20 protein-coding genes and 1 tRNA gene are annotated in these 17,915 nt (G+C 31.7%); 14 read left to right on the top strand and 7 right to left on the bottom strand.

The window, feature by feature from the left end; genetic code table 11:
* Positions 1-9: 9 nt before the first annotated feature.
* Positions 10-438, bottom strand: a complete 429-nt coding sequence (locus C7H52_RS06975; RefSeq protein WP_106463179.1) for an acyl-CoA thioesterase — start codon at positions 436-438, stop codon at positions 10-12.
* Positions 439-610: 172 nt separating this feature from the next.
* Between C7H52_RS06975 and dnaA the strand changes: the two genes are divergently transcribed.
* The 3 genes from dnaA (at position 611) to C7H52_RS06960 (ending at position 3,338) form a co-directional block, all read left to right on the top strand.
* Positions 611-2,038, top strand: coding sequence for a chromosomal replication initiator protein DnaA (dnaA, locus tag C7H52_RS06970; RefSeq protein ID WP_106463178.1), 1,428 nt, complete (start codon positions 611-613; stop codon positions 2,036-2,038).
* Between the two features lie 12 nt (positions 2,039-2,050).
* Positions 2,051-2,503, top strand: a complete 453-nt coding sequence (locus tag C7H52_RS06965) for a low molecular weight protein-tyrosine-phosphatase (protein WP_181256219.1) — start codon at positions 2,051-2,053, stop codon at positions 2,501-2,503.
* A gap of 115 nt (positions 2,504-2,618) precedes the next feature.
* Positions 2,619-3,338, top strand: coding sequence for an SAM-dependent methyltransferase (locus tag C7H52_RS06960; RefSeq protein WP_106463176.1), 720 nt, complete (start codon positions 2,619-2,621; stop codon positions 3,336-3,338).
* 93 nt (positions 3,339-3,431) lie between these two features.
* Here the strand turns inward: C7H52_RS06960 and trhA are convergent, their stop codons facing one another.
* Positions 3,432-4,058: a PAQR family membrane homeostasis protein TrhA gene (gene trhA, locus C7H52_RS06955; protein ID WP_106463175.1), complete on the bottom strand. Its 627-nt coding sequence runs from the start codon at positions 4,056-4,058 to the stop codon at positions 3,432-3,434.
* Positions 4,036-4,731 (bottom strand): DUF4294 domain-containing protein, encoded by a 696-nt coding sequence (locus tag C7H52_RS06950; RefSeq protein WP_106463174.1) that lies wholly within the window; start codon positions 4,729-4,731, stop codon positions 4,036-4,038. The genes trhA and C7H52_RS06950 overlap by 23 nt, the downstream gene beginning before the upstream one ends.
* 122 nt (positions 4,732-4,853) lie before the next feature.
* Here C7H52_RS06950 and C7H52_RS06945 point away from each other — a divergent pair, with 122 nt between their 5' ends.
* From C7H52_RS06945 to C7H52_RS06935, 3 genes are read left to right on the top strand one after another with little or no spacing between them, the layout of a single operon-like run.
* Positions 4,854-5,945, top strand: coding sequence for a M42 family metallopeptidase (locus tag C7H52_RS06945; protein ID WP_106463173.1), 1,092 nt, complete (start codon positions 4,854-4,856; stop codon positions 5,943-5,945).
* A gap of 35 nt (positions 5,946-5,980) precedes the next feature.
* Positions 5,981-6,538 (top strand): NUDIX hydrolase, encoded by a 558-nt coding sequence (locus C7H52_RS06940; protein WP_106463172.1) that lies wholly within the window; start codon positions 5,981-5,983, stop codon positions 6,536-6,538.
* On the top strand, positions 6,535-7,209 hold the full coding sequence (locus C7H52_RS06935; protein ID WP_106463171.1) for a PrsW family intramembrane metalloprotease: 675 nt from the start codon (positions 6,535-6,537) through the stop codon (positions 7,207-7,209). Before C7H52_RS06940 ends, C7H52_RS06935 begins: the two co-directional genes overlap by 4 nt.
* A gap of 47 nt (positions 7,210-7,256) precedes the next feature.
* Here C7H52_RS06935 and C7H52_RS06930 read toward each other — a convergent pair whose 3' ends face one another.
* Entirely contained in the window at positions 7,257-8,312 is a 1,056-nt protein-coding gene (locus C7H52_RS06930; RefSeq protein WP_106463170.1) for an FKBP-type peptidyl-prolyl cis-trans isomerase, read from the bottom strand.
* A 78-nt stretch (positions 8,313-8,390) separates the two neighbouring features.
* Between C7H52_RS06930 and C7H52_RS06925 the strand changes: the two genes are divergently transcribed.
* Positions 8,391-8,768 carry an RNA-binding S4 domain-containing protein gene (locus C7H52_RS06925; RefSeq protein ID WP_106463169.1) on the top strand — a complete coding sequence of 126 codons (378 nt, stop codon included), beginning with the start codon at positions 8,391-8,393 and terminating at the stop codon, positions 8,766-8,768.
* Positions 8,769-8,778: 10 nt separating this feature from the next.
* Positions 8,779-9,282, top strand: coding sequence for a phosphoribosyltransferase family protein (locus C7H52_RS06920; RefSeq protein WP_106463168.1), 504 nt, complete (start codon positions 8,779-8,781; stop codon positions 9,280-9,282).
* Here the strand turns inward: C7H52_RS06920 and C7H52_RS06915 are convergent.
* Complete coding sequence (locus C7H52_RS06915) at positions 9,274-9,789, bottom strand: shikimate kinase (protein WP_106463167.1); 516 nt, start codon at positions 9,787-9,789, stop codon at positions 9,274-9,276. The two genes, C7H52_RS06920 and C7H52_RS06915, sit on opposite strands and share 9 nt — an antisense overlap.
* 119 nt (positions 9,790-9,908) lie before the next feature.
* On the opposite strand from C7H52_RS06915, the gene C7H52_RS06910 reads away from it, so the two are divergent.
* The 6 genes from C7H52_RS06910 to C7H52_RS06885 all read left to right on the top strand — a co-directional run bounded on the left by C7H52_RS06910 (position 9,909) and on the right by C7H52_RS06885 (position 14,931).
* Positions 9,909-9,981 (top strand) — tRNA-Lys (locus C7H52_RS06910).
* Positions 9,982-10,112: 131 nt separating this feature from the next.
* Positions 10,113-11,027 carry a MerR family transcriptional regulator gene (locus C7H52_RS06905; RefSeq protein WP_106463166.1) on the top strand — a complete coding sequence of 305 codons (915 nt, stop codon included), beginning with the start codon at positions 10,113-10,115 and terminating at the stop codon, positions 11,025-11,027.
* A complete protein-coding gene (locus C7H52_RS06900) occupies positions 11,024-12,484 on the top strand; it encodes a phytoene desaturase family protein (protein WP_106463165.1) in 1,461 nt (486 codons plus the stop codon). Before C7H52_RS06905 ends, C7H52_RS06900 begins: the two co-directional genes overlap by 4 nt.
* 2 nt (positions 12,485-12,486) lie before the next feature.
* Positions 12,487-13,326 carry a phytoene/squalene synthase family protein gene (locus tag C7H52_RS06895; RefSeq protein ID WP_106463164.1) on the top strand — a complete coding sequence of 280 codons (840 nt, stop codon included), beginning with the start codon at positions 12,487-12,489 and terminating at the stop codon, positions 13,324-13,326.
* 7 nt (positions 13,327-13,333) lie between these two features.
* Positions 13,334-13,783: a sterol desaturase family protein gene (locus C7H52_RS06890; protein WP_106463163.1), complete on the top strand. Its 450-nt coding sequence runs from the start codon at positions 13,334-13,336 to the stop codon at positions 13,781-13,783.
* Between the two features lie 8 nt (positions 13,784-13,791).
* Positions 13,792-14,931 carry a lycopene cyclase family protein gene (locus C7H52_RS06885; protein ID WP_106463162.1) on the top strand — a complete coding sequence of 380 codons (1,140 nt, stop codon included), beginning with the start codon at positions 13,792-13,794 and terminating at the stop codon, positions 14,929-14,931.
* Between the two features lie 8 nt (positions 14,932-14,939).
* Here C7H52_RS06885 and C7H52_RS06880 read toward each other — a convergent pair whose 3' ends face one another.
* A complete protein-coding gene (locus C7H52_RS06880; protein WP_106463161.1) occupies positions 14,940-15,524 on the bottom strand; it encodes a TlpA family protein disulfide reductase in 585 nt (194 codons plus the stop codon).
* 68 nt (positions 15,525-15,592) lie between these two features.
* Positions 15,593-17,863 carry an aconitate hydratase gene (locus C7H52_RS06875; protein WP_106463160.1) on the bottom strand — a complete coding sequence of 757 codons (2,271 nt, stop codon included), beginning with the start codon at positions 17,861-17,863 and terminating at the stop codon, positions 15,593-15,595.
* Between the last annotated feature and the right edge of the window lie 52 nt (positions 17,864-17,915).

The following is a 17,915-nucleotide window of genomic DNA, read 5'->3' as shown; positions in this document are numbered from 1 at the left end:
GTTTGATATTTAGAATTCTTTATTTTTCCAGTTTTCCAAAACCTCTAAAAAATAGTCTGGCGCTTTCATTGGTCTTTTGGTTTGCATATTTATAAATACCAATTCGGTTTTTGCAGTAACTAATAATTCTTCGGCTTCATTATAGATTTCATAATCAAATTCTAAACGAACATTCGGTATTTTAGACAATATGGTTTTAATCGTTAAAACATCATCATATAACGCCGATTTTTTGTATTTTACCGATACTGAAGTTATTGGTAAACCAATACCACTAGCTTCCATTTTTTTATAAGAAATTCCCATCTCTCTTAACCAGGCTGTTCGTGCTTCTTCTAGGAATGTCGGGTAATTCCCGTGATGTACAACACCCATCTGGTCGGTTTCAGCATAACGAACTCTAATAGAATGACTGTGAATTTTTTTATCTTTATACATAAATTTATGTTACTTTTGAAAAGTGATCTAGTATGAGGAAAAAAAACTAAAAATTCAATACTATTTGGTTTTTTTTTTCAGTTTTTTGTTCACATATTTGTCAGGAATTAAAACAGAAGCTTTTTCCATAGCTTCTATTTATAACTAACTAAAAAAACACCTTATATAAACTATGGCTTTAACTGCGCAATCGGTATGGGATAATTGTCTACTATTCATAAAGGATAATATACAACCTCAAGCTTACAAAACCTGGTTTGAACCTATAGTAGCGGTAAAGTTAGCAGATAAAGCTTTAAGTATTCAAGTACCGAGCAAATTTTTTTACGAATGGCTAGAAGAGCATTACGTAAAAATTTTAAAGGTCGCACTAACAAAAGAACTTGGAGCAACCGCAAAATTGGTTTATATTATTAGAATGGAAAATACTTACGGGAATAAACAACCGTTTACAGAGAAAATCCCAAGTTCTAATAGAAGTGCTGTAAAATCTCAAGCTATAGACGTTTCTTTTAAAAATAAAAGTCCGGAATTAAAAAATCCTTTTGTAATTCCTGGAATTAGAAACGTAAAAATAGAATCTCAATTAAACCCTAATTATAATTTCGATAATTTTTTAGAAGGTGACTCTAACCGTTTAGCAAGAAATGCTGGTTTAGCAGTTTCGGCAAAACCGGGAGGCACGTCTTTTAATCCCTTATTAATTTTTGGTGGGGTTGGTTTAGGAAAAACACATTTAGCGCATGCTATTGGTGTTGACATTAAAGATAAATATCCTGAAAAAACGGTTTTATATATTTCTGCGGAAAAATTTCAGCAGCAATATGTAGAATCGGTTCGTAAGAATAACCGAAATGATTTTATTCATTTCTACCAGTTAATTGATGTGTTGATTATTGATGATGTACAATTCCTTTCTGGTAAAGCAGGAACACAAGATGTATTCTTTCATATCTTTAATCATTTACACCAAAACGGGAAACAGGTTATTTTAACCAGTGATAAAGCACCGGTTGATATGCAAGATATCGAGCAACGTTTATTATCTCGATTTAAATGGGGTCTTTCTGCCGAGTTGCAAACACCAGACTTTGAAACACGTATTGCCATCTTAAAAAACAAACTGTATCGTGATGGTGTAGAGATGGAAGAAGACATCATTAACTACATTGCAAAACATATAAAATCTAATATACGTGAATTAGAAGGTGCCATTATCTCATTAATTGCACAATCTTCTTTTAACCGTAAAGAAGTTACTATTGAATTAGCTAGACAAATTGTAGAGAAGTTTGTTAAAAACACGAAGCGTGAGGTTTCTATAGATTATATACAAAAAATTGTATCGGATTACTTCCAAATGGATGTAGATACACTTCAATCTAAAACCCGTAAGCGTCACATTGTACAAGCTAGACAACTCGCTATGTTTTTTGCTAAGAAATTTACAAAAGCTTCTTTAGCCAGTATTGGTTCTCAAATTGGAAAGCGTGATCATGCTACAGTACTTCATGCTTGTAAAACTGTAGATAATTTATCGACAACGGATAAACAATTTAGAAAATACGTAGAAGATTTAACCAAAAAACTTTCGGTTTAAAAGTTTATTACTATGACTAAAATACTAATGGTGTGCTTAGGTAATATTTGTCGCTCGCCTTTAGCTGAAGGCATTTTAAAATCAAAATTACCTCAAGACCAATTTTTTATAGATTCTGCTGGAACCAGTAATTATCATATAGGCGCTTCTCCAGATAATCGCTCTGTAAATATAGCAAGGCATAACGATATTGATATATGTCTTCAAAAAGCTCGACAATTTACTAAACAAGATTTTAAGGATTTTGATATTATCTATGCAATGGACAATTCCAACTATAGAGATATTACCGCTTTAGCTACTACGGAAGATGAAAAAAATAAGGTGAAACTTATTTTAAATGAAACTTCTCCCGGAGAAAACAAAGATGTCCCAGATCCTTATCATGATACCCAGAAAGGATTTGAAACTGTTTTTAATATGCTAAATGAAGCTTGCGAGGTTATTGCAAAACGATTAGCATAATTTTTAAGAACTTAATTTTAAAAATTCCATTTGTAACTTTGCATGATTTTCGACTATAGAAAATTATAACAAAAAGCTAATAATAAATTACAACTATAAAAAGTTAATACGTAAAATGACTCCTAAAGGAAAACTTTATTTAATACCTACTACTTTAGGAGAATCGGATCCTTTCAAAGTCTTACCCGCAACTATAAAAGATATTATTACGCATACCGATTATTTTATTGTGGAAAATGAAAAAACGGCTCGTAAACATATCAAATTAATTAATCCTGAAAAAAAACAGTCGGCTTTAAAATTATTTCCTTTAAATAAGTTTACAGAACCTATTGAATTGTTAAGCTATTTAAACCCTTGCGAGCAAGGCATAGACATGGGATTATTATCTGAAGCTGGTTGTCCAGGAGTAGCAGATCCTGGTGCAGAAATGGTCAAGCTAGCGCACGAAAAAAACATTCAAGTTGTACCTTTAGTTGGTCCATCTTCTATCCTACTGGCTATGATGGCTTCTGGTATGAATGGTCAAAGCTTTGCGTTTAATGGCTACTTACCAATTGATAAAGCGGAGAAAAAAGCAACGATAAAAAAATTAGAACGTTTATCTCATGATTACAACCAATCTCAAAGTTTTATAGAAACCCCATATCGAAATAATAATTTGTTGGAAGATTTGTGTCAAAATTTGAATGATGCTACTGACATCTGTGTGGCATGTGATTTAACTTTGGATACAGAATACATAAAAACACAATCGGTTAGTGCATGGAAAAAAACAAAGATTGACCTGCATAAACGTCCAACGCTTTTTATAATCCATAAGCCGCTTTTTTAAGTTCTAAATTCAAAATTTAAAGTTTTGAGACTTAGACTACCATTTTTCTAAATAAAAACGAATAATTGAACCTTGAACTCAGAACTCTAAATTCTAGATGACATAGTTAAAAATCATAAAAAAGTGACTAATAGCTCCTGCTAATACAAAGAAATGCCAGATAACGTGGTTATACGGTAATTTTTCTACCGCATAAAAAATAATTCCTACGGTATAAAAAAATCCACCAGCAAATAGTAATAGTATCCCATTATAATCTAAAACCGATTTTAAGGCACTAAAATCAAATACAATAAGCCAACCCATGGCTAAATAGAGTAACGTAGATAATTTTTCAAATTTACCAGTAAAAAAAAGCTTCATAATAGTACCTAATAAGGCTATAATCCATACTACAGCTAATAATAACAACCCCTTACTAAACCATAAACTAATCACTAAAACAGGTGTATAAGTTCCTGCAATAAGTAAATAAATACTCACATGGTCTAAAATCCGAAATCGATGTTTTAAGCGCTCATTTTCAACAAAATGATAACAGGTAGATGCGGTAAATAAAATGATTATAGATAAGCCGTAAACCACTAAACTTAATTGGCTGTAATCTGAAATTACTGTATGTTTTACAAGCAAAAACACAAGTCCAAAAATGCCTAAAACAGCACCAAGAGCATGAGTGATACTATTTAAACGTTCTTCAGTTTTTGTTTGTTGGCGCATTTGTTTTTTGGCTTGACCATTTTTTATGAGCTTCAAAATAATTAAAATCTAAAGCTGTTTCTAAACCTTCAATATCTTTAGACTGTAAGTTCCTTAGTAAAATATCTTCAATTAAATAATCTTCTTCCACTTCTATGGGGTCATACGTTTCTTTAAGAGAAATATTAAATAAACTTGCAGTGGTATTAAACCAAAATGCTCTCCAGCCACTTCGTAATTGTTTAATTAAATCGAATGTCGTTTTGCCTGTTTGTCTGTAAATTAACTTAACAAGTATTTGTCCTTCTGTACGGGTTAATTTTTTTAATTCTTCTGAAAATTCTTCCTCTATATATTTCTGAATTTTTTTAGCATAGGCTTTTCTATCACTTTTTCGGTCTAAGGTTTCTAACCGTTTATTTAAACTCTCCAATCTATCGGCTGCTAATTTAGCATAAGGATAAACCTTTAAAGTTTTTCGCCTTAAAATAAGATAACGTTTGTTAGCCCAATAATTCTCAAATTTCAGTTTTGGAAGCACGGTGACTTCATCTAAAACAATACTTGACTTAGGGATAGAATCGCCTTCTATATAGATATAAGATTCATTTTCAAAATCTACCTGTAAACTATCAGGTTCTTGAGCAAATCCAAAGAAGGTAAATCCTAAAAAAAGTAAACAAATTAATTTCATAGTTATAAATGAACCAAAATCGTTCCAAATAAATAGTTTCTACAGTAAAATTAAGAATTAAACATTTCCTTAAGCTTAAATAAACGTGAATATTATTATTTTAGTGAAAAATTAAATAAAAAATGTCTAAAAAAAGTATACTAAACAAAAAGTCGATGGACTTTTTAGAAAAGTATTTAAATAATGCTGCTCCTACAGGATACGAATGGGACGGACAAAAAATCTGGATGGATTATTTAAAGCCTTATGTGGACGAGTTTATTACCGACACTTACGGTACTGCTGTTGGAGTGATTAATCCAGATGCTAAATACAAAGTTGTAATAGAAGGACATGCAGACGAAATTTCATGGTATGTAAATTATATTACAGATAACGGACTTATATATGTGATAAGAAATGGTGGTAGTGACCATCAGATTGCCACAAGTAAAATTGTAAACATTCATACCAAAAAAGGAATAGTTAAAGGTGTTTTTGGATGGCCAGCTATTCATACCAGAGATAAATCTAAAGAAGAAGCTCCAAAACCAGATAACATATTTATAGATTGTGGTTGTACTACTAAAGAAGAAGTTGAAGCTTTAGGAGTTCATGTGGGTTGTGTCATTACTTATCCGGACCAATTTCATATTTTAAATGAAACAAATTTTGTGTGTCGTGCTTTAGATAACCGTATGGGTGGATTTATGATTGCTGAAGTCGCTCGTTTATTAAAGGAGAATAAAAAAGAATTACCTTTTGGTCTATATATTACTAACGCAGTACAAGAAGAAATTGGTTTACGAGGCGCACAGATGATTACAGACCGTATTAAACCGAATGTAGCAATTGTAACCGATGTAACTCATGACACCACTACTCCAATGATTGAGCAGAAAAAACAAGGTCATGTAGAAAACGGTAAAGGTCCCGTAATTGCTTATGCACCTGCTGTGCAGCAAAAACTTAGAGATTTAATAACAGATACTGCCGAAGCTAAAAAAATTCCTTTCCAACGTGCCGCATGCTCTAGAGCTACAGGAACTGATACTGATGCATTTGCTTACAGCAATGGTGGTGTTGCAAGTGCTTTAATTTCTTTACCGCTACGTTATATGCATACCACTGTAGAAATGGTTCATAAAGATGATGTGGAAAATGTTATTAAATTAATTTATGAAACACTTCTAAACATTAAAGACGGAGAAACATTTAGTTATTTCAACAAATAAAAAATTTAAGCCTCCAAAAAGGAGGCTTTTTTATTATGGCAGATGAATTAATCGATATTGCAAACAAAAAGGGGCAATTTACAGGCGACGTTGCTCTTAAGTCCGAGGTTCATAAAAAAGGATTATACCATCACACTGCACATGTTTGGCTCTATACTTTAGAAGGTGAAATTCTTTTACAGCAGCGCGCTAAAACCAAAGCAATTCATCCTTTACTATGGGACGTTTCGGTTGCTGGACATGTAGATTCTGGAGAAACGATAAAACAAGGTGCTTTGCGAGAAATGAAAGAAGAACTAGGTTACGACTTAGAAGAAAGTGACCTTATTAAAATTGGGGTGTTTGATTGTTTTAAAAGTTACGATTTCGGAATAATAGATAATGAATTTCATAATACGTATATAGCTGAATTAAAAGTTCCTATTTCACAACTCACACCTTGTAAAACTGAAGTAGAAGCTATCAAGTTGGTTAATTTTAAAACCTTTGAAAACTTATTAAGTCAAAGTAAAACTAATCTACATTTTATAGAAAGCAACAAAGCTTACTACTTAACGGTTTTAAAAACAATTAAACAACAATTAGCATTATGACTATCTTAATACTTTCTGCATTATTACCGGTACTTTTAGTGCTGCTTTATATTAATTATAGCGATAAGCACGAGAAAGAGCCTAAAAAACTTCTTATAGTCTCATTTGTATTGGGAGCTGTATTAAGTGTTGTTTTAGCACTCATTATGTACTTTGGTTTTGATATCATTTTACCACTTAAGGACGATTTTAGCATTCAGCAACAAATTATTAAAGCTTTTTTAGTCGTTGGTTTTACTGAAGAATTTAGCAAATATATTATTGTAAAATATTATGCCCAACCTAAAAAGGCCTTTAACGAACCTTTTGATGGGATTGTTTATGCAGTAATGGTTTCCATGGGTTTTGCAGCAACCGAAAATATTATATACGTTACTCAAGGTGGATTTGAAGTAGCCATGCTTAGAGCATTTACAGCTATTCCTGCTCACGCCACTTTCGGAATCATCATGGGCTATTATATGGGCTTAGCTAAGTTTTCTTCCAATAGAATACTTTATAACTTTTTAGGCTTATTTTTTGCTGTACTGTTTCATGGCTTATATGATGTATTTCTATTTTTAGATTTTATCCCAGGTATAGCTGCAGGAGCTTTTATTTCTTTAATAGTTGCTATCGTTTTATCCAGAATTGCTATAAAAAAACATCAATTTAATTCCTATTTTAAATAAAAAAAGCCAAAACATTAGTTTTGGCTTACTTTAAGTAATTAGATAGTTTATAATCTTGATATCACCGTATCTGCATCTAAATAGTTTGGTATTCCGTCTCCATCAGTATCATCGTTTAAAGGATTACCATCACCATTTCTATCATTTGTAGGATCTCCATCTCCATCACTATCCACATTTAAGTCGGTATCTTCTAAATCTTCATCTCGAGTCAAAACACCATCACCATCATCATCATTATCAAAAAAGTTACTCAAGTTGTCACCATCTGTATCTTCATCAAAACCGTTACCGTTTCCATTTAAATCTTCTAAGTGAGATGGAATATTATCAACATCATAATCTGTATCATTTCTGTCGATTAAATTAAAATTAAAGAAAATAGGAGAATAAGGAGGAATATTACCTACAGGTGCAGAAAAGTAACCTAAACCAGAAGGAATAAATACAGCTCCTATGCCATGATTATGGTATACCACAGTTCCATCTGAAGTATCTTCTGTGAATGTTTCTGCTGTTTTAAAACTAATCAAACCTTCTCTAAAGCCTGGGACAACACCTGGAGCAGCTCCTAAGGCAGTTAAATTAAATGAAAATGGTAATGGTGAACTATCAAAAGAGGTTTCATCTGATAGTATTCCTTTATAACTAACAATTGCTCTATCTAATTGATGCAAAGCACTTCCTAAACCTTCTCTAACAACCAAATAATATAATTTATATTCAATACCTTGATTATCTGTAACCATTTTAAATTTCAGAACGTTTGATGTAACCGATGGATCATTATTTAACATATCCATAAGTGATAAAGTTCCTGGTGGAGTTGTATCTGTGATTTCAAAATATTCAATTTCAAAAGTATCATTCTCTGTGTTCGAAACTGGCGATGTAGACGTGTCACTGTAGGTGGAGTTATTCTGAAACTCTTCATAATTATAATAGTGTGTTTCAAGAAAATTTTCTATTTCTACCAAGTCTTCTGCATAAACTTCTGAGCGATCCCTGTCTGGTATAGGTTCTGCAGTATCATCATCCTTTTTACAAGCAGTAAAAAAGGTAAAAAGCACTAGACCTAAAATTGTTATTTTACTTAATTTCATAATTAGTATTTTTGTGTCGCAAGATACATTTTAAAATAATGTTCTAAAACTAGTAAACGTAGATTTTATAAAAATTATATGCGAATAGATAAATTTTTATGGTGTGTTAGATATTACAAGACCAGAAGCATTGCTACTACAGCTTGTAAAAAAGGACACATTAAAATAAATGACCAAGTGGTTAAACCTAGTCGGGAAGTTTATCCAACCGACACAATAAATCTAAGAAAAAATCAAGTAAATTACAGTTTAAAAGTGCTAGATTTACCTCCAAATAGAGTTGGCGCAAAACTGGTAGACATTTATAGGGTTGACACTACGCCAAAGTCGGAATTTGAAGCACAGGAACTTTTAAAATTAGCTAAAGATTACTATCGTAAAAAAGGTGTAGGAAGACCAACAAAAAAAGATCGAAGAGATTTAGACAGTATTGAATTTTACGACGAAGAAGAATAAAGTATTTAATATGACAGAAGCAGCACACATTATTTTAGACCACACAGAAATTTCTCATAAAATTAAACGAATTGCATATCAAATATACGAAAGCAATGCTACAGAGACCGAAATTGTACTTGCTGGAATTGCAGATAGAGGCTATGAATTTGCTTTATTATTAACAGAAACTTTAAAGAATATATCTCCATTAGAAGTAACGATTTGTAAAGTTTTTGTTGATAAAAAAACACCTCTAAACGAAGTGAAAACTTCTATTAGTGCTAGTGATTATGAGAACAAATCTGTAATTCTTATTGACGATGTTTTAAACTCTGGCGCTACTTTAATTTACGGTGTAAAACACTTTTTAAATGTACCTTTAAAACAGTTTAAAACCGCAGTTTTAGTAAACCGAAATCATAAAAAATATCCTGTAAAAGCAGATTTTAAAGGTATTTCGTTATCTACATCCTTAAATGAACATGTTAAGGTAGATTTTACTCCAAACCAATTTAAAGTCTTTTTACTTTAAAAGGTTTTCAATTTGCTTTATGGACTTTTCTAAAGTAACATTGTTTACGATGTGTTGTGCTTTAGTATAAAAATAAGAACGTTCAAAAATATGTTTAGCAATAAATTCTTTTAAAAGTTCATCGCTAGTAAATCCTGCTATAATTGGTCTTTTACTTTTCTCGTTAGATAATCGAATTACTAAAGTATCAATATCTGTTTTAAGATAAATACTTATTGTTAGGGGACTGTTGTTTATTAAATCCATATTGTCGTAATAACATGGTGTCCCACCACCTAAAGCTAAAATAAAAGAGTCTTTTTTATTTATTAATTCTTCTAAATAAAAACGTTCCTTTTTTCTAAAATAAATTTCTCCTTGTTCAGAAAAAATCATTTTTATAGTTTTATTTTCTTTGTCTTCAATATATTCATCTAAATCAATGCAAGGCATATTTAATGATTTAGATAATGAGTAACCAATAGTCGATTTACCACTACCCATATAACCTAGCAAAATTATTTTCATATTGTTAATTATTGATTTTTAAAATGTTATATCCTTAGGCTGCAAAAAAACGAAAAAAAATTTAAAAAAAACTTGTACAACTAATTAAAGGTACTATCTTTGCACCCGCAATGATGCACGACCAGTTAGCTCAGTTGGTAGAGCATCTCCCTTTTAAGGAGATGGTCCTGGGTTCGAGCCCCAGACTGGTCACTTAAAAAAGCTAAGTTTATACTTAGCTTTTTTTTTGCTCTTCACTTTACATATTCTAAATGTTAATATATTCAAAAATTATATAAACAATTTCATTTAAATTGATTTTGTTTAAGTATTTTTACTAAACAATGAACAGTATAAAAAGTAAATTTAGCATTAAAGACCTGGAAAATCTTTCCGGTATAAAAGCACATACTATTAGAATTTGGGAAAAACGTTATGGTTTATTTAACCCGAATAGAACAGATACAAATATAAGATACTATAGTGTTGAGAGTTTACAAAAGATTTTAAATATCGCTTATTTAAATAATAACGGGTACAAAATCTCTAAGATTGCTAAATTAGACGAAGTCACAATTTCTACTAAAGTATCTGAACTTGCTCAAGAGGCAAATAGTAATAATCATTATGTGGATTTATTTAAACTATCAATGTTAAACTTTGATCAAAGTTTATTCACTAAAATATATAGAGAAATAGCCTCAAAACATCCTTTTGAGTATCTTTTTTACCATATTATAGTTCCATTTTTAGATGAAATTGGCTTATTGTGGCAAACCAATACAATTACACCTGCTCACGAACACTTTATTGTAGAGCTTATAAAGCAAAAAATATTACTTAATATAGAACGTATTTTAGAAAATAAAGAGGATTCTAAATTATCTAAAGCTTATGTTATTTTTTTACCAGATAATGAAGTTCATGAATTAGGGGTTTTATATTCAAATTATGAAATTTTGAAACAAGGCCACCATACTTTATATTTAGGACAAAGTGTACCCATTAATAGTATGTTGCCGTTTTTAAATTTGTATAATGAAATTACGTTTATAACCTGTTTTACAGTTCATCCGGAAAAGGATTTATTGGAAAGTTATCTAAATGAATTTCAAAATAAACTTCTTAAAGACACTTCTAACCAATTACTAATATCCGGACGTTTAACAGCTTTTATAGAAAAAGAAGATTGTGATCAAATTAAAAGTTTTAAAACAACAAAAGAGGCTTTAAACTACATAATTCAAACCACTAAATGAATAAAGAAATTGCCATCATTGGTTCAGGGTTTTCATCACTATCCGCAGCATGTCATCTCGCAAAATCAGGATACAAAGTAAGTGTTTTTGAAAAAAACAGCACTGTAGGTGGAAGATGCAGACAGTTTGTAAAAGATGGTTTTACATTCGACATGGGACCAAGTTGGTACTGGATGCCAGATATATTTGATAAATTTTTTGCCGAATTTGGTAAAAAAACCTCAGATTATTATCAGTTAGACAAATTAAGTCCTGCCTATAAAATATTTTTTGAAGATGACACCATAACCATTGGTGATTGTATGGATAAAATTTGTGTGGAATTTGAACGCATTGAACCAGGAAGCTCGATACCTTTAAAAAAGTTTATAAAAACGGCTCAAGAAAATTATGATATTGCTATAAATAAAGTTGTTTTAAAGCCTGGTTTGTCTCCGTTGGAACTTATAACACCAGAAACAGTCACGCGATTAGATCAGTTTTTTAAAACGATAAGTAGTGAAGTTAGAAAACGATTTAAAAACCCTAAATTAATATCAACACTAGAATTTCCTGTTTTATTTTTAGGAGCCAAGCCCAATAAAACACCTTCTTTTTACAGTTTTATGAATTTTGCCGATTTCGGGCTAGGCACTTGGCATCCAAAAGGTGGCATGTATCAAATTGTATTGGCTATGGAAAGCTTGGCAAAAAGTTTAGGTGTTATTTTCTTTACTGAAAGCACTGTTTCAAAAATTAATGTTGAAGATAAATCTGCTAAAAGCATTGTAGTAAATGGTCAAACAAAATACTTTGATGTTGTATTAAGTGGTGCAGATTATCACCACTCTGAAACACTTTTAGACCAAACGTACAGACAATATTCAGAAAAATATTGGAGCAAAAAAACATTCGCTCCTTCTTCTCTACTCTTTTATGTTGGTTTTGACACTAAAATTAAAAACGTAGAACACCATAATTTGTTTTTTGATACCAATTTCGAAAAACATGCGCAAGACATCTATGACCATCCAAAATGGCCATCAGAACCATTGTTTTATGCTAACTTTCCTTCAGAGACAGATTTAACTATGGCTCCTAAAGGTTGCGAAGCTGGCTTCTTCCTAATACCAATTGCACCTGGATTAGAAGATACAGAAGCACTAAGAGAAGATTATTTTAACATTATTTTATCACGTCTCGAGCTAAGAATTGGTCAAAAAGTTAGAAATAATATTATCTTTAAAGAGAGTTTTTGTGTAAATGACTTTATAAGCGAGTATAATTCTTATAAAGGTAATGCCTATGGAATGGCAAATACTTTATTACAAACAGCTTTTTTACGTCCAAATTTAAAGAGTAAAAAAATAGATAATTTATATTTTACTGGACAATTAACAGTTCCGGGTCCAGGTGTCCCGCCAGCATTAATTTCGGGTAAATTGGTGGCAGATTTAATTAACAAACATCACAATTAAAAATGAAGAGTTTATTCGATTCGGTTTCATATAAATGCAGTAAGGTTGTTACAACTTCTTACAGCACGTCATTTTCTATGGCAACAAAAATGTTGTCTAATACAATTCGGCAAGACATCTATAATATTTATGGTTTTGTTCGTTTTGCAGATGAAATTGTAGATAGTTTTCATGATTACGATAAACCGTCATTATTTGAAGATTTTGAATTGGAACTGGAAAAAGCACTTCAGAATAAAATAAGTTTAAATCCGATTCTTAATGCCTTTCAATATACTTACCATAAATGTAATATAGAAAAACATATGGTGGACGCGTTTATGTCCAGCATGAAACTAGATCTTACAAAACAAAATTATTTGACAGACGAAGAGTACAAAAATTATATTTATGGTTCTGCAGATGTGGTTGGTCTTATGTGTTTAAAAGTGTTTGTGAAAGGTGACAACAAAAAATACGACGAACTAAAGGACACAGCAATGTCCTTGGGTTCTGCGTTTCAAAAGGTGAATTTTTTAAGGGATTTGAAGGCGGATTTTGATACTTTAGAACGTACTTATTTTCCTAATACAGATTTAAATAATTTAAATGAAGAAGATAAACAATTCATAATAAAAGATATAGAATCTGACTTTGCCAAAGGACTTGAAGGTATCAAACAGTTACCTATCGAAGCAAAATTTGGTGTTTTTATGGCATATAGATATTATAGTCAGCTATTAAAAAAATTAAAGAAAACTCCAGCTTTAGAGATAAAGTCGACCAGAATTAGAGTCCCTAATTATAAAAAAATAGAGCTTCTAACACGAAGCTATGTAAAATATCAACTTAATTTAATGTAATAGCATAATGTTTACAGTTTACTGGATATTAGTTTTTTTAGGCGTTTTTTTTGGCATGGAGTTTATGGCATGGTTTACACATAAGTATGTTATGCATGGTTTTTTGTGGTCACTTCACCAAGACCATCATCATAAGAAGCATGACAGCTGGTTTGAGCGTAATGATGCCTTTTTTATATTTTATGCTATTGTAAGCATGATCTGTTTTTATTTATGGAGTTATAAAAGTGTATGGTATTGTTTACCAATTGGCTTAGGTATTATGGCTTATGGAGCTACTTATTTTATTGTTCATGATATTTTTATACATCAAAGATTTAAGTTGTTTAGAAATGCTAATAATTGGTACGCTAAAGGTGTAAGACGTGCACATAAAATGCACCACAAACATTTAGGAAAAGGAGATGGAGAGTGTTTTGGGATGTTATTTGTGCCGTTTAAATACTTTAAAAAATAATATATTTTATGTCTGCTAAGCATTTCGATTATATCATTATTGGAAATGGTTTAGCTGGTTTACAGTTAGCCTTAGCTTTTGCAGAGGATTCCTTTTTTCATGACAAAAAAGTAGCGTTAATAGATCCAGATAAAAAACAAGTAAACGATAAAACTTGGTCTTTCTGGGAAAAAACACCTACAAAATTTAATCATTTAGTTTATAAAAGCTGGCAAAAAGCTCTTTTTTACGGTAACCAATCAAAAAAGGAATTAAACCTAACACCATATACATATAAATCTATACAGTCTATAGATTTTTACACACATGCTTTTAATGTTTTAAAAACTAAGTCTAATTTTCAATTTATTTTAGATGAAGTTATTTCTGTAGACTCAAATATAATTTCTGTGAATACGAAAAATGAAACCTATACCGCATCGCATGTTTTTGATAGTCGTATTCCTGATGATTTTTTTAATGACAACAATAAGGCTATATCCATAGTTCAGCATTTTAAAGGCTGGACTATAAAGACCGATGAAGCAATTTTTAATCCTGAAGCGATTACGATGATGGATTTTAGACTGAAAGATGGCAATCAAACCACTTTTACCTACGTGTTACCTTTTTCTGAAACTGAGGCGCTTATAGAGTTTACTTTTTTTACAAAAGATTTGGTTGAAGATGCTGTTTACGATTCTTACCTAAAGCGTTATATTTCTGAACAACTAAATATCTCAAATTACACTATTACAGAAGTTGAAAAAGGTCAAATTCCCATGACGAATTTCCCTTTTGAGAAATATAACACCAAAAACATTACTAAAATTGGTACTGCAGGAAGCTGGGTTAAAGGTTCTACAGGTTACAGTTTTAAACACACTGAAAAAAAAGTGAGTCAAATTTTAGAAAATCTAAAATCAAATCAAAAACCCTCTAAAAATTTATTTATTTCAAAATATAAATTTTACGACAAAGTGTTTTTAAAAGTGTTAAGCGACAGTAATGAGAAAGGCGAATGGATATTTAGTCAATTTTATACTAAAAACGGTATACAGACCATGTTTTCCTTCTTAGATGAAGAGTCTTCATTTACAGAAGACTTAAAAATTATGATGAGTTTATTTTCTTGGTCTTTCATAAAAGCATTTTTTAAGACTCTTTAATGTTACTGTTAATAGACAATATCACCTACAATTAATTTATCAATTACACCGCGTATTTTTTCGCTATTCCAGTTTCGTGCACCTTCTTCAATAACAACAATTCTAGAATGTCTATCTATTAAAAGCGTCCTTGGAAGTGTTCTAGGTTTAAAATAAATATCTTCTGCTTCACTTTTAGGAGTATAAACAGGAATACTATACGAATTCTCCTTTAAGAATTTTTTTAATACAGACGGATCTTCATTGGAAATAAAAACAAATTCAACATTATTCTTATAATCTTTATATAATGCATTTAAAGAAGGTAATTCTGCAATACAAGGTGGACACCAAGTAGCCCAAAAACTCACTATGGTTACTTTATATTTTGCCTGATATAAGTTAAAATCTTCACCATTAATATGTTTTAGCTCGAACTCGAAGGAATCTATATCTCTACGCTCAGACCTGGATTCTATATAAGGCGGAAATTGAGCTATTAACGTGTTTAGAGCTAACTGAAGTTGTCGTCTAGTTTGTGGTATTATTAAAATTAGAATAATAATTACACTTAATATATTTGAAAAATTGGCTTTCGGCTTTTTGATTCTCATCTTATTAACATAAAAAAAGCTCCTGAATAATAATCCAAGAGCTTTAGTATTAAAGGACCTAATTTGTATTAGGCATTATTTTCTCTTTTAATTAAATTTAAAGCAGAACCTTCGTTATACCAAGCGATTTGAGACTCGTTATAAGTATGATTTAATTCAATCACATCTTTAGATCCATCTGCGTGTACAAACTCTACATTTAAAGTTTTTCCAGGAGCAAATTCATTTAAATCTAAGAAATTGATAGTATCATCTTCTTGGATTTTATCATAATCTGCTTCGTTAACAAAAGTTAAACCTAACATACCTTGCTTTTTAAGGTTTGTTTCGTGGATACGCGCAAAAGATTTTACGATAACAGCAGCAACACCTAAATGACGAGGTTCCATAGCCGCATGCTCACGAGAAGAACCTTCTCCATAGTTATGATCTCCCACTACTATAGATTTTACACCAGCAGCTTTATAAGCACGTGCTGTATCTGGTACACCAGCATATTCTCCATTTAATTGATTTTTAACAAAGTTTGTTTTTTGGTTATAAGCGTTAACCGCACCAATTAAACAGTTGTTAGAAATATTATCTAAATGTCCACGGAAACGTAACCATGGTCCTGCCATAGAGATATGGTCTGTAGTACATTTACCATGCGCTTTTATTAATAATTTAGCACCTTTAATTTCATTACCAATTGGCTCGAAAGGTGTTAGTAATTGCAAACGTTCTGAATCTTCACTTACCACAACACTTACACCGCTTCCATCTTCCATTGGTGCTAAGTAACCATTATCTTTAACTTCAAAACCTTTAGGTGGTAATTCCCATCCTGTTGGCTCATCAAATTTTACTTCCTCTCCATTTTTATTTGTTAAGGTATCCGTCATAGGATTAAAATCCAAACGTCCTGCAATTGCTATTGCTGCAACCATCTCTGGAGATGCAACAAATGCGTGTGTATTCGGGTTCCCATCGGCACGTTTAGCAAAGTTTCGGTTAAACGAATGTATAATAGAGTTTTTAGGTGCATTTTTAGGATCGCTATATCTTGCCCATTGTCCAATACATGGTCCACAAGCATTTGTAAATATTTTAGCGTCTAATTTTTCGAAAATTGAAAGAATGCCATCACGATCTGCTGTGTAACGTACTTTCTCAGAACCAGGATTAATACCAAATTCTGCTTTAGTTTCTAAACCTTTATCTAATGCCTGTTGTGCAATTGAAGAGGCACGAGATAAATCTTCATAAGAAGAGTTAGTACAAGAACCTATTAATCCCCACTCTACAGTTAGTGGCCAATCGTTAGCATTAGCTTTCTCCGTCATCTCACTTCCTGCTGGAGTAGATAAATCTGGAGTAAAAGGACCATTTAATAATGGAGATAATTCTGATAAGTTAATTTCTATAACTTGGTCAAAGTATTGTTCCGGATTAGCATATACTTCAGCATCTGCAGTTAAGTACGACTTCACTTCATTTGCTGCATCTGCAACATCTTCACGGTCTGTAGCACGTAAATAACGCTCCATAGACTCATCATATCCAAAGGTAGATGTTGTTGCGCCTATCTCTGCTCCCATGTTACAAATAGTACCTTTACCAGTACATGACATGGAGGTTGCACCTTCACCAAAATATTCTACAATAGCACCAGTTCCACCTTTTACAGTTAAAATGTCTGCTACTTTTAAAATCACATCTTTAGGCGCAGTCCAACCAGATAATTTACCGGTTAATTTAACACCAATAAGTTTTGGAAATTTTAATTCCCAAGCCATTCCTGCCATAACATCTACAGCATCTGCTCCACCAACACCAATAGCAACCATTCCTAAACCACCTGCATTTACAGTGTGAGAATCGGTTCCAATCATCATTCCTCCTGGAAATGCATAATTTTCTAAAACTACTTGATGAATAATACCTGCACCTGGTTTCCAGAAACCAATCCCATATTTATTAGATACAGACTCTAAAAAGTCAAATACCTCACTACTAACATCGTTAGCGTGTTTTAAGTCTGTTGCAGCACCACTTTTGGCTTGTATTAAGTGATCACAATGTACAGTAGTTGGAACAGCAACTTTATCTTTTCCTGCTTGCATAAATTGCAATAAAGCCATCTGTGCAGTTGCATCTTGACAAGCAATACGATCTGGAGCAAAATCTACATAATCTTTACCGCGAGTAAACGCTTTGTTTGGTGTTCCATCCCAAAGGTGAGAATATAAAATTTTCTCAGAAAGTGTAAGAGGTTTTCCTACAACATTACGTGCAGCATCTACACGCTCTGTCATATTACTATACACCTTTTTAATCATATCAATATCGAATGCCATATAGTTTGTTTTTATTATTTAGTTAATTAATTTTTTGCCCTGCGAAATTACG

The sequence above is a fragment of the Aurantibacter aestuarii genome (assembly GCF_003008425.1).
Classification (GTDB): Bacteria; Bacteroidota; Bacteroidia; order Flavobacteriales; family Flavobacteriaceae; genus Aurantibacter; species Aurantibacter aestuarii.
This window is presented reverse-complemented; position numbering and strand designations above follow the sequence as displayed.

Coding starts and splice junctions, on each gene's coding strand:
- C7H52_RS06920 (WP_106463168.1), top strand. CDS start 8,779: ATGACAGAAGCAGCACACATTATTTTAGACCACACAGAAATTTCTCAT.
- C7H52_RS06890 (WP_106463163.1), top strand. CDS start 13,334: ATGTTTACAGTTTACTGGATATTAGTTTTTTTAGGCGTTTTTTTTGGC.
- C7H52_RS06945 (WP_106463173.1), top strand. CDS start 4,854: ATGTCTAAAAAAAGTATACTAAACAAAAAGTCGATGGACTTTTTAGAA.
- C7H52_RS06930 (WP_106463170.1), bottom strand. CDS start 8,312: ATGAAATTAAGTAAAATAACAATTTTAGGTCTAGTGCTTTTTACCTTT.
- C7H52_RS06925 (WP_106463169.1), top strand. CDS start 8,391: ATGCGAATAGATAAATTTTTATGGTGTGTTAGATATTACAAGACCAGA.
- C7H52_RS06875 (WP_106463160.1), bottom strand. CDS start 17,863: ATGGCATTCGATATTGATATGATTAAAAAGGTGTATAGTAATATGACA.
- C7H52_RS06940 (WP_106463172.1), top strand. CDS start 5,981: ATGGCAGATGAATTAATCGATATTGCAAACAAAAAGGGGCAATTTACA.
- C7H52_RS06960 (WP_106463176.1), top strand. CDS start 2,619: ATGACTCCTAAAGGAAAACTTTATTTAATACCTACTACTTTAGGAGAA.
- C7H52_RS06975 (WP_106463179.1), bottom strand. CDS start 438: ATGTATAAAGATAAAAAAATTCACAGTCATTCTATTAGAGTTCGTTAT.
- dnaA (WP_106463178.1), top strand. CDS start 611: ATGGCTTTAACTGCGCAATCGGTATGGGATAATTGTCTACTATTCATA.
- C7H52_RS06915 (WP_106463167.1), bottom strand. CDS start 9,789: ATGAAAATAATTTTGCTAGGTTATATGGGTAGTGGTAAATCGACTATT.
- C7H52_RS06880 (WP_106463161.1), bottom strand. CDS start 15,524: ATGAGAATCAAAAAGCCGAAAGCCAATTTTTCAAATATATTAAGTGTA.
- C7H52_RS06885 (WP_106463162.1), top strand. CDS start 13,792: ATGTCTGCTAAGCATTTCGATTATATCATTATTGGAAATGGTTTAGCT.
- C7H52_RS06935 (WP_106463171.1), top strand. CDS start 6,535: ATGACTATCTTAATACTTTCTGCATTATTACCGGTACTTTTAGTGCTG.
- C7H52_RS06900 (WP_106463165.1), top strand. CDS start 11,024: ATGAATAAAGAAATTGCCATCATTGGTTCAGGGTTTTCATCACTATCC.
- C7H52_RS06905 (WP_106463166.1), top strand. CDS start 10,113: ATGAACAGTATAAAAAGTAAATTTAGCATTAAAGACCTGGAAAATCTT.
- C7H52_RS06895 (WP_106463164.1), top strand. CDS start 12,487: ATGAAGAGTTTATTCGATTCGGTTTCATATAAATGCAGTAAGGTTGTT.
- trhA (WP_106463175.1), bottom strand. CDS start 4,058: ATGCGCCAACAAACAAAAACTGAAGAACGTTTAAATAGTATCACTCAT.
- C7H52_RS06950 (WP_106463174.1), bottom strand. CDS start 4,731: ATGAAATTAATTTGTTTACTTTTTTTAGGATTTACCTTCTTTGGATTT.
- C7H52_RS06965 (WP_181256219.1), top strand. CDS start 2,051: ATGACTAAAATACTAATGGTGTGCTTAGGTAATATTTGTCGCTCGCCT.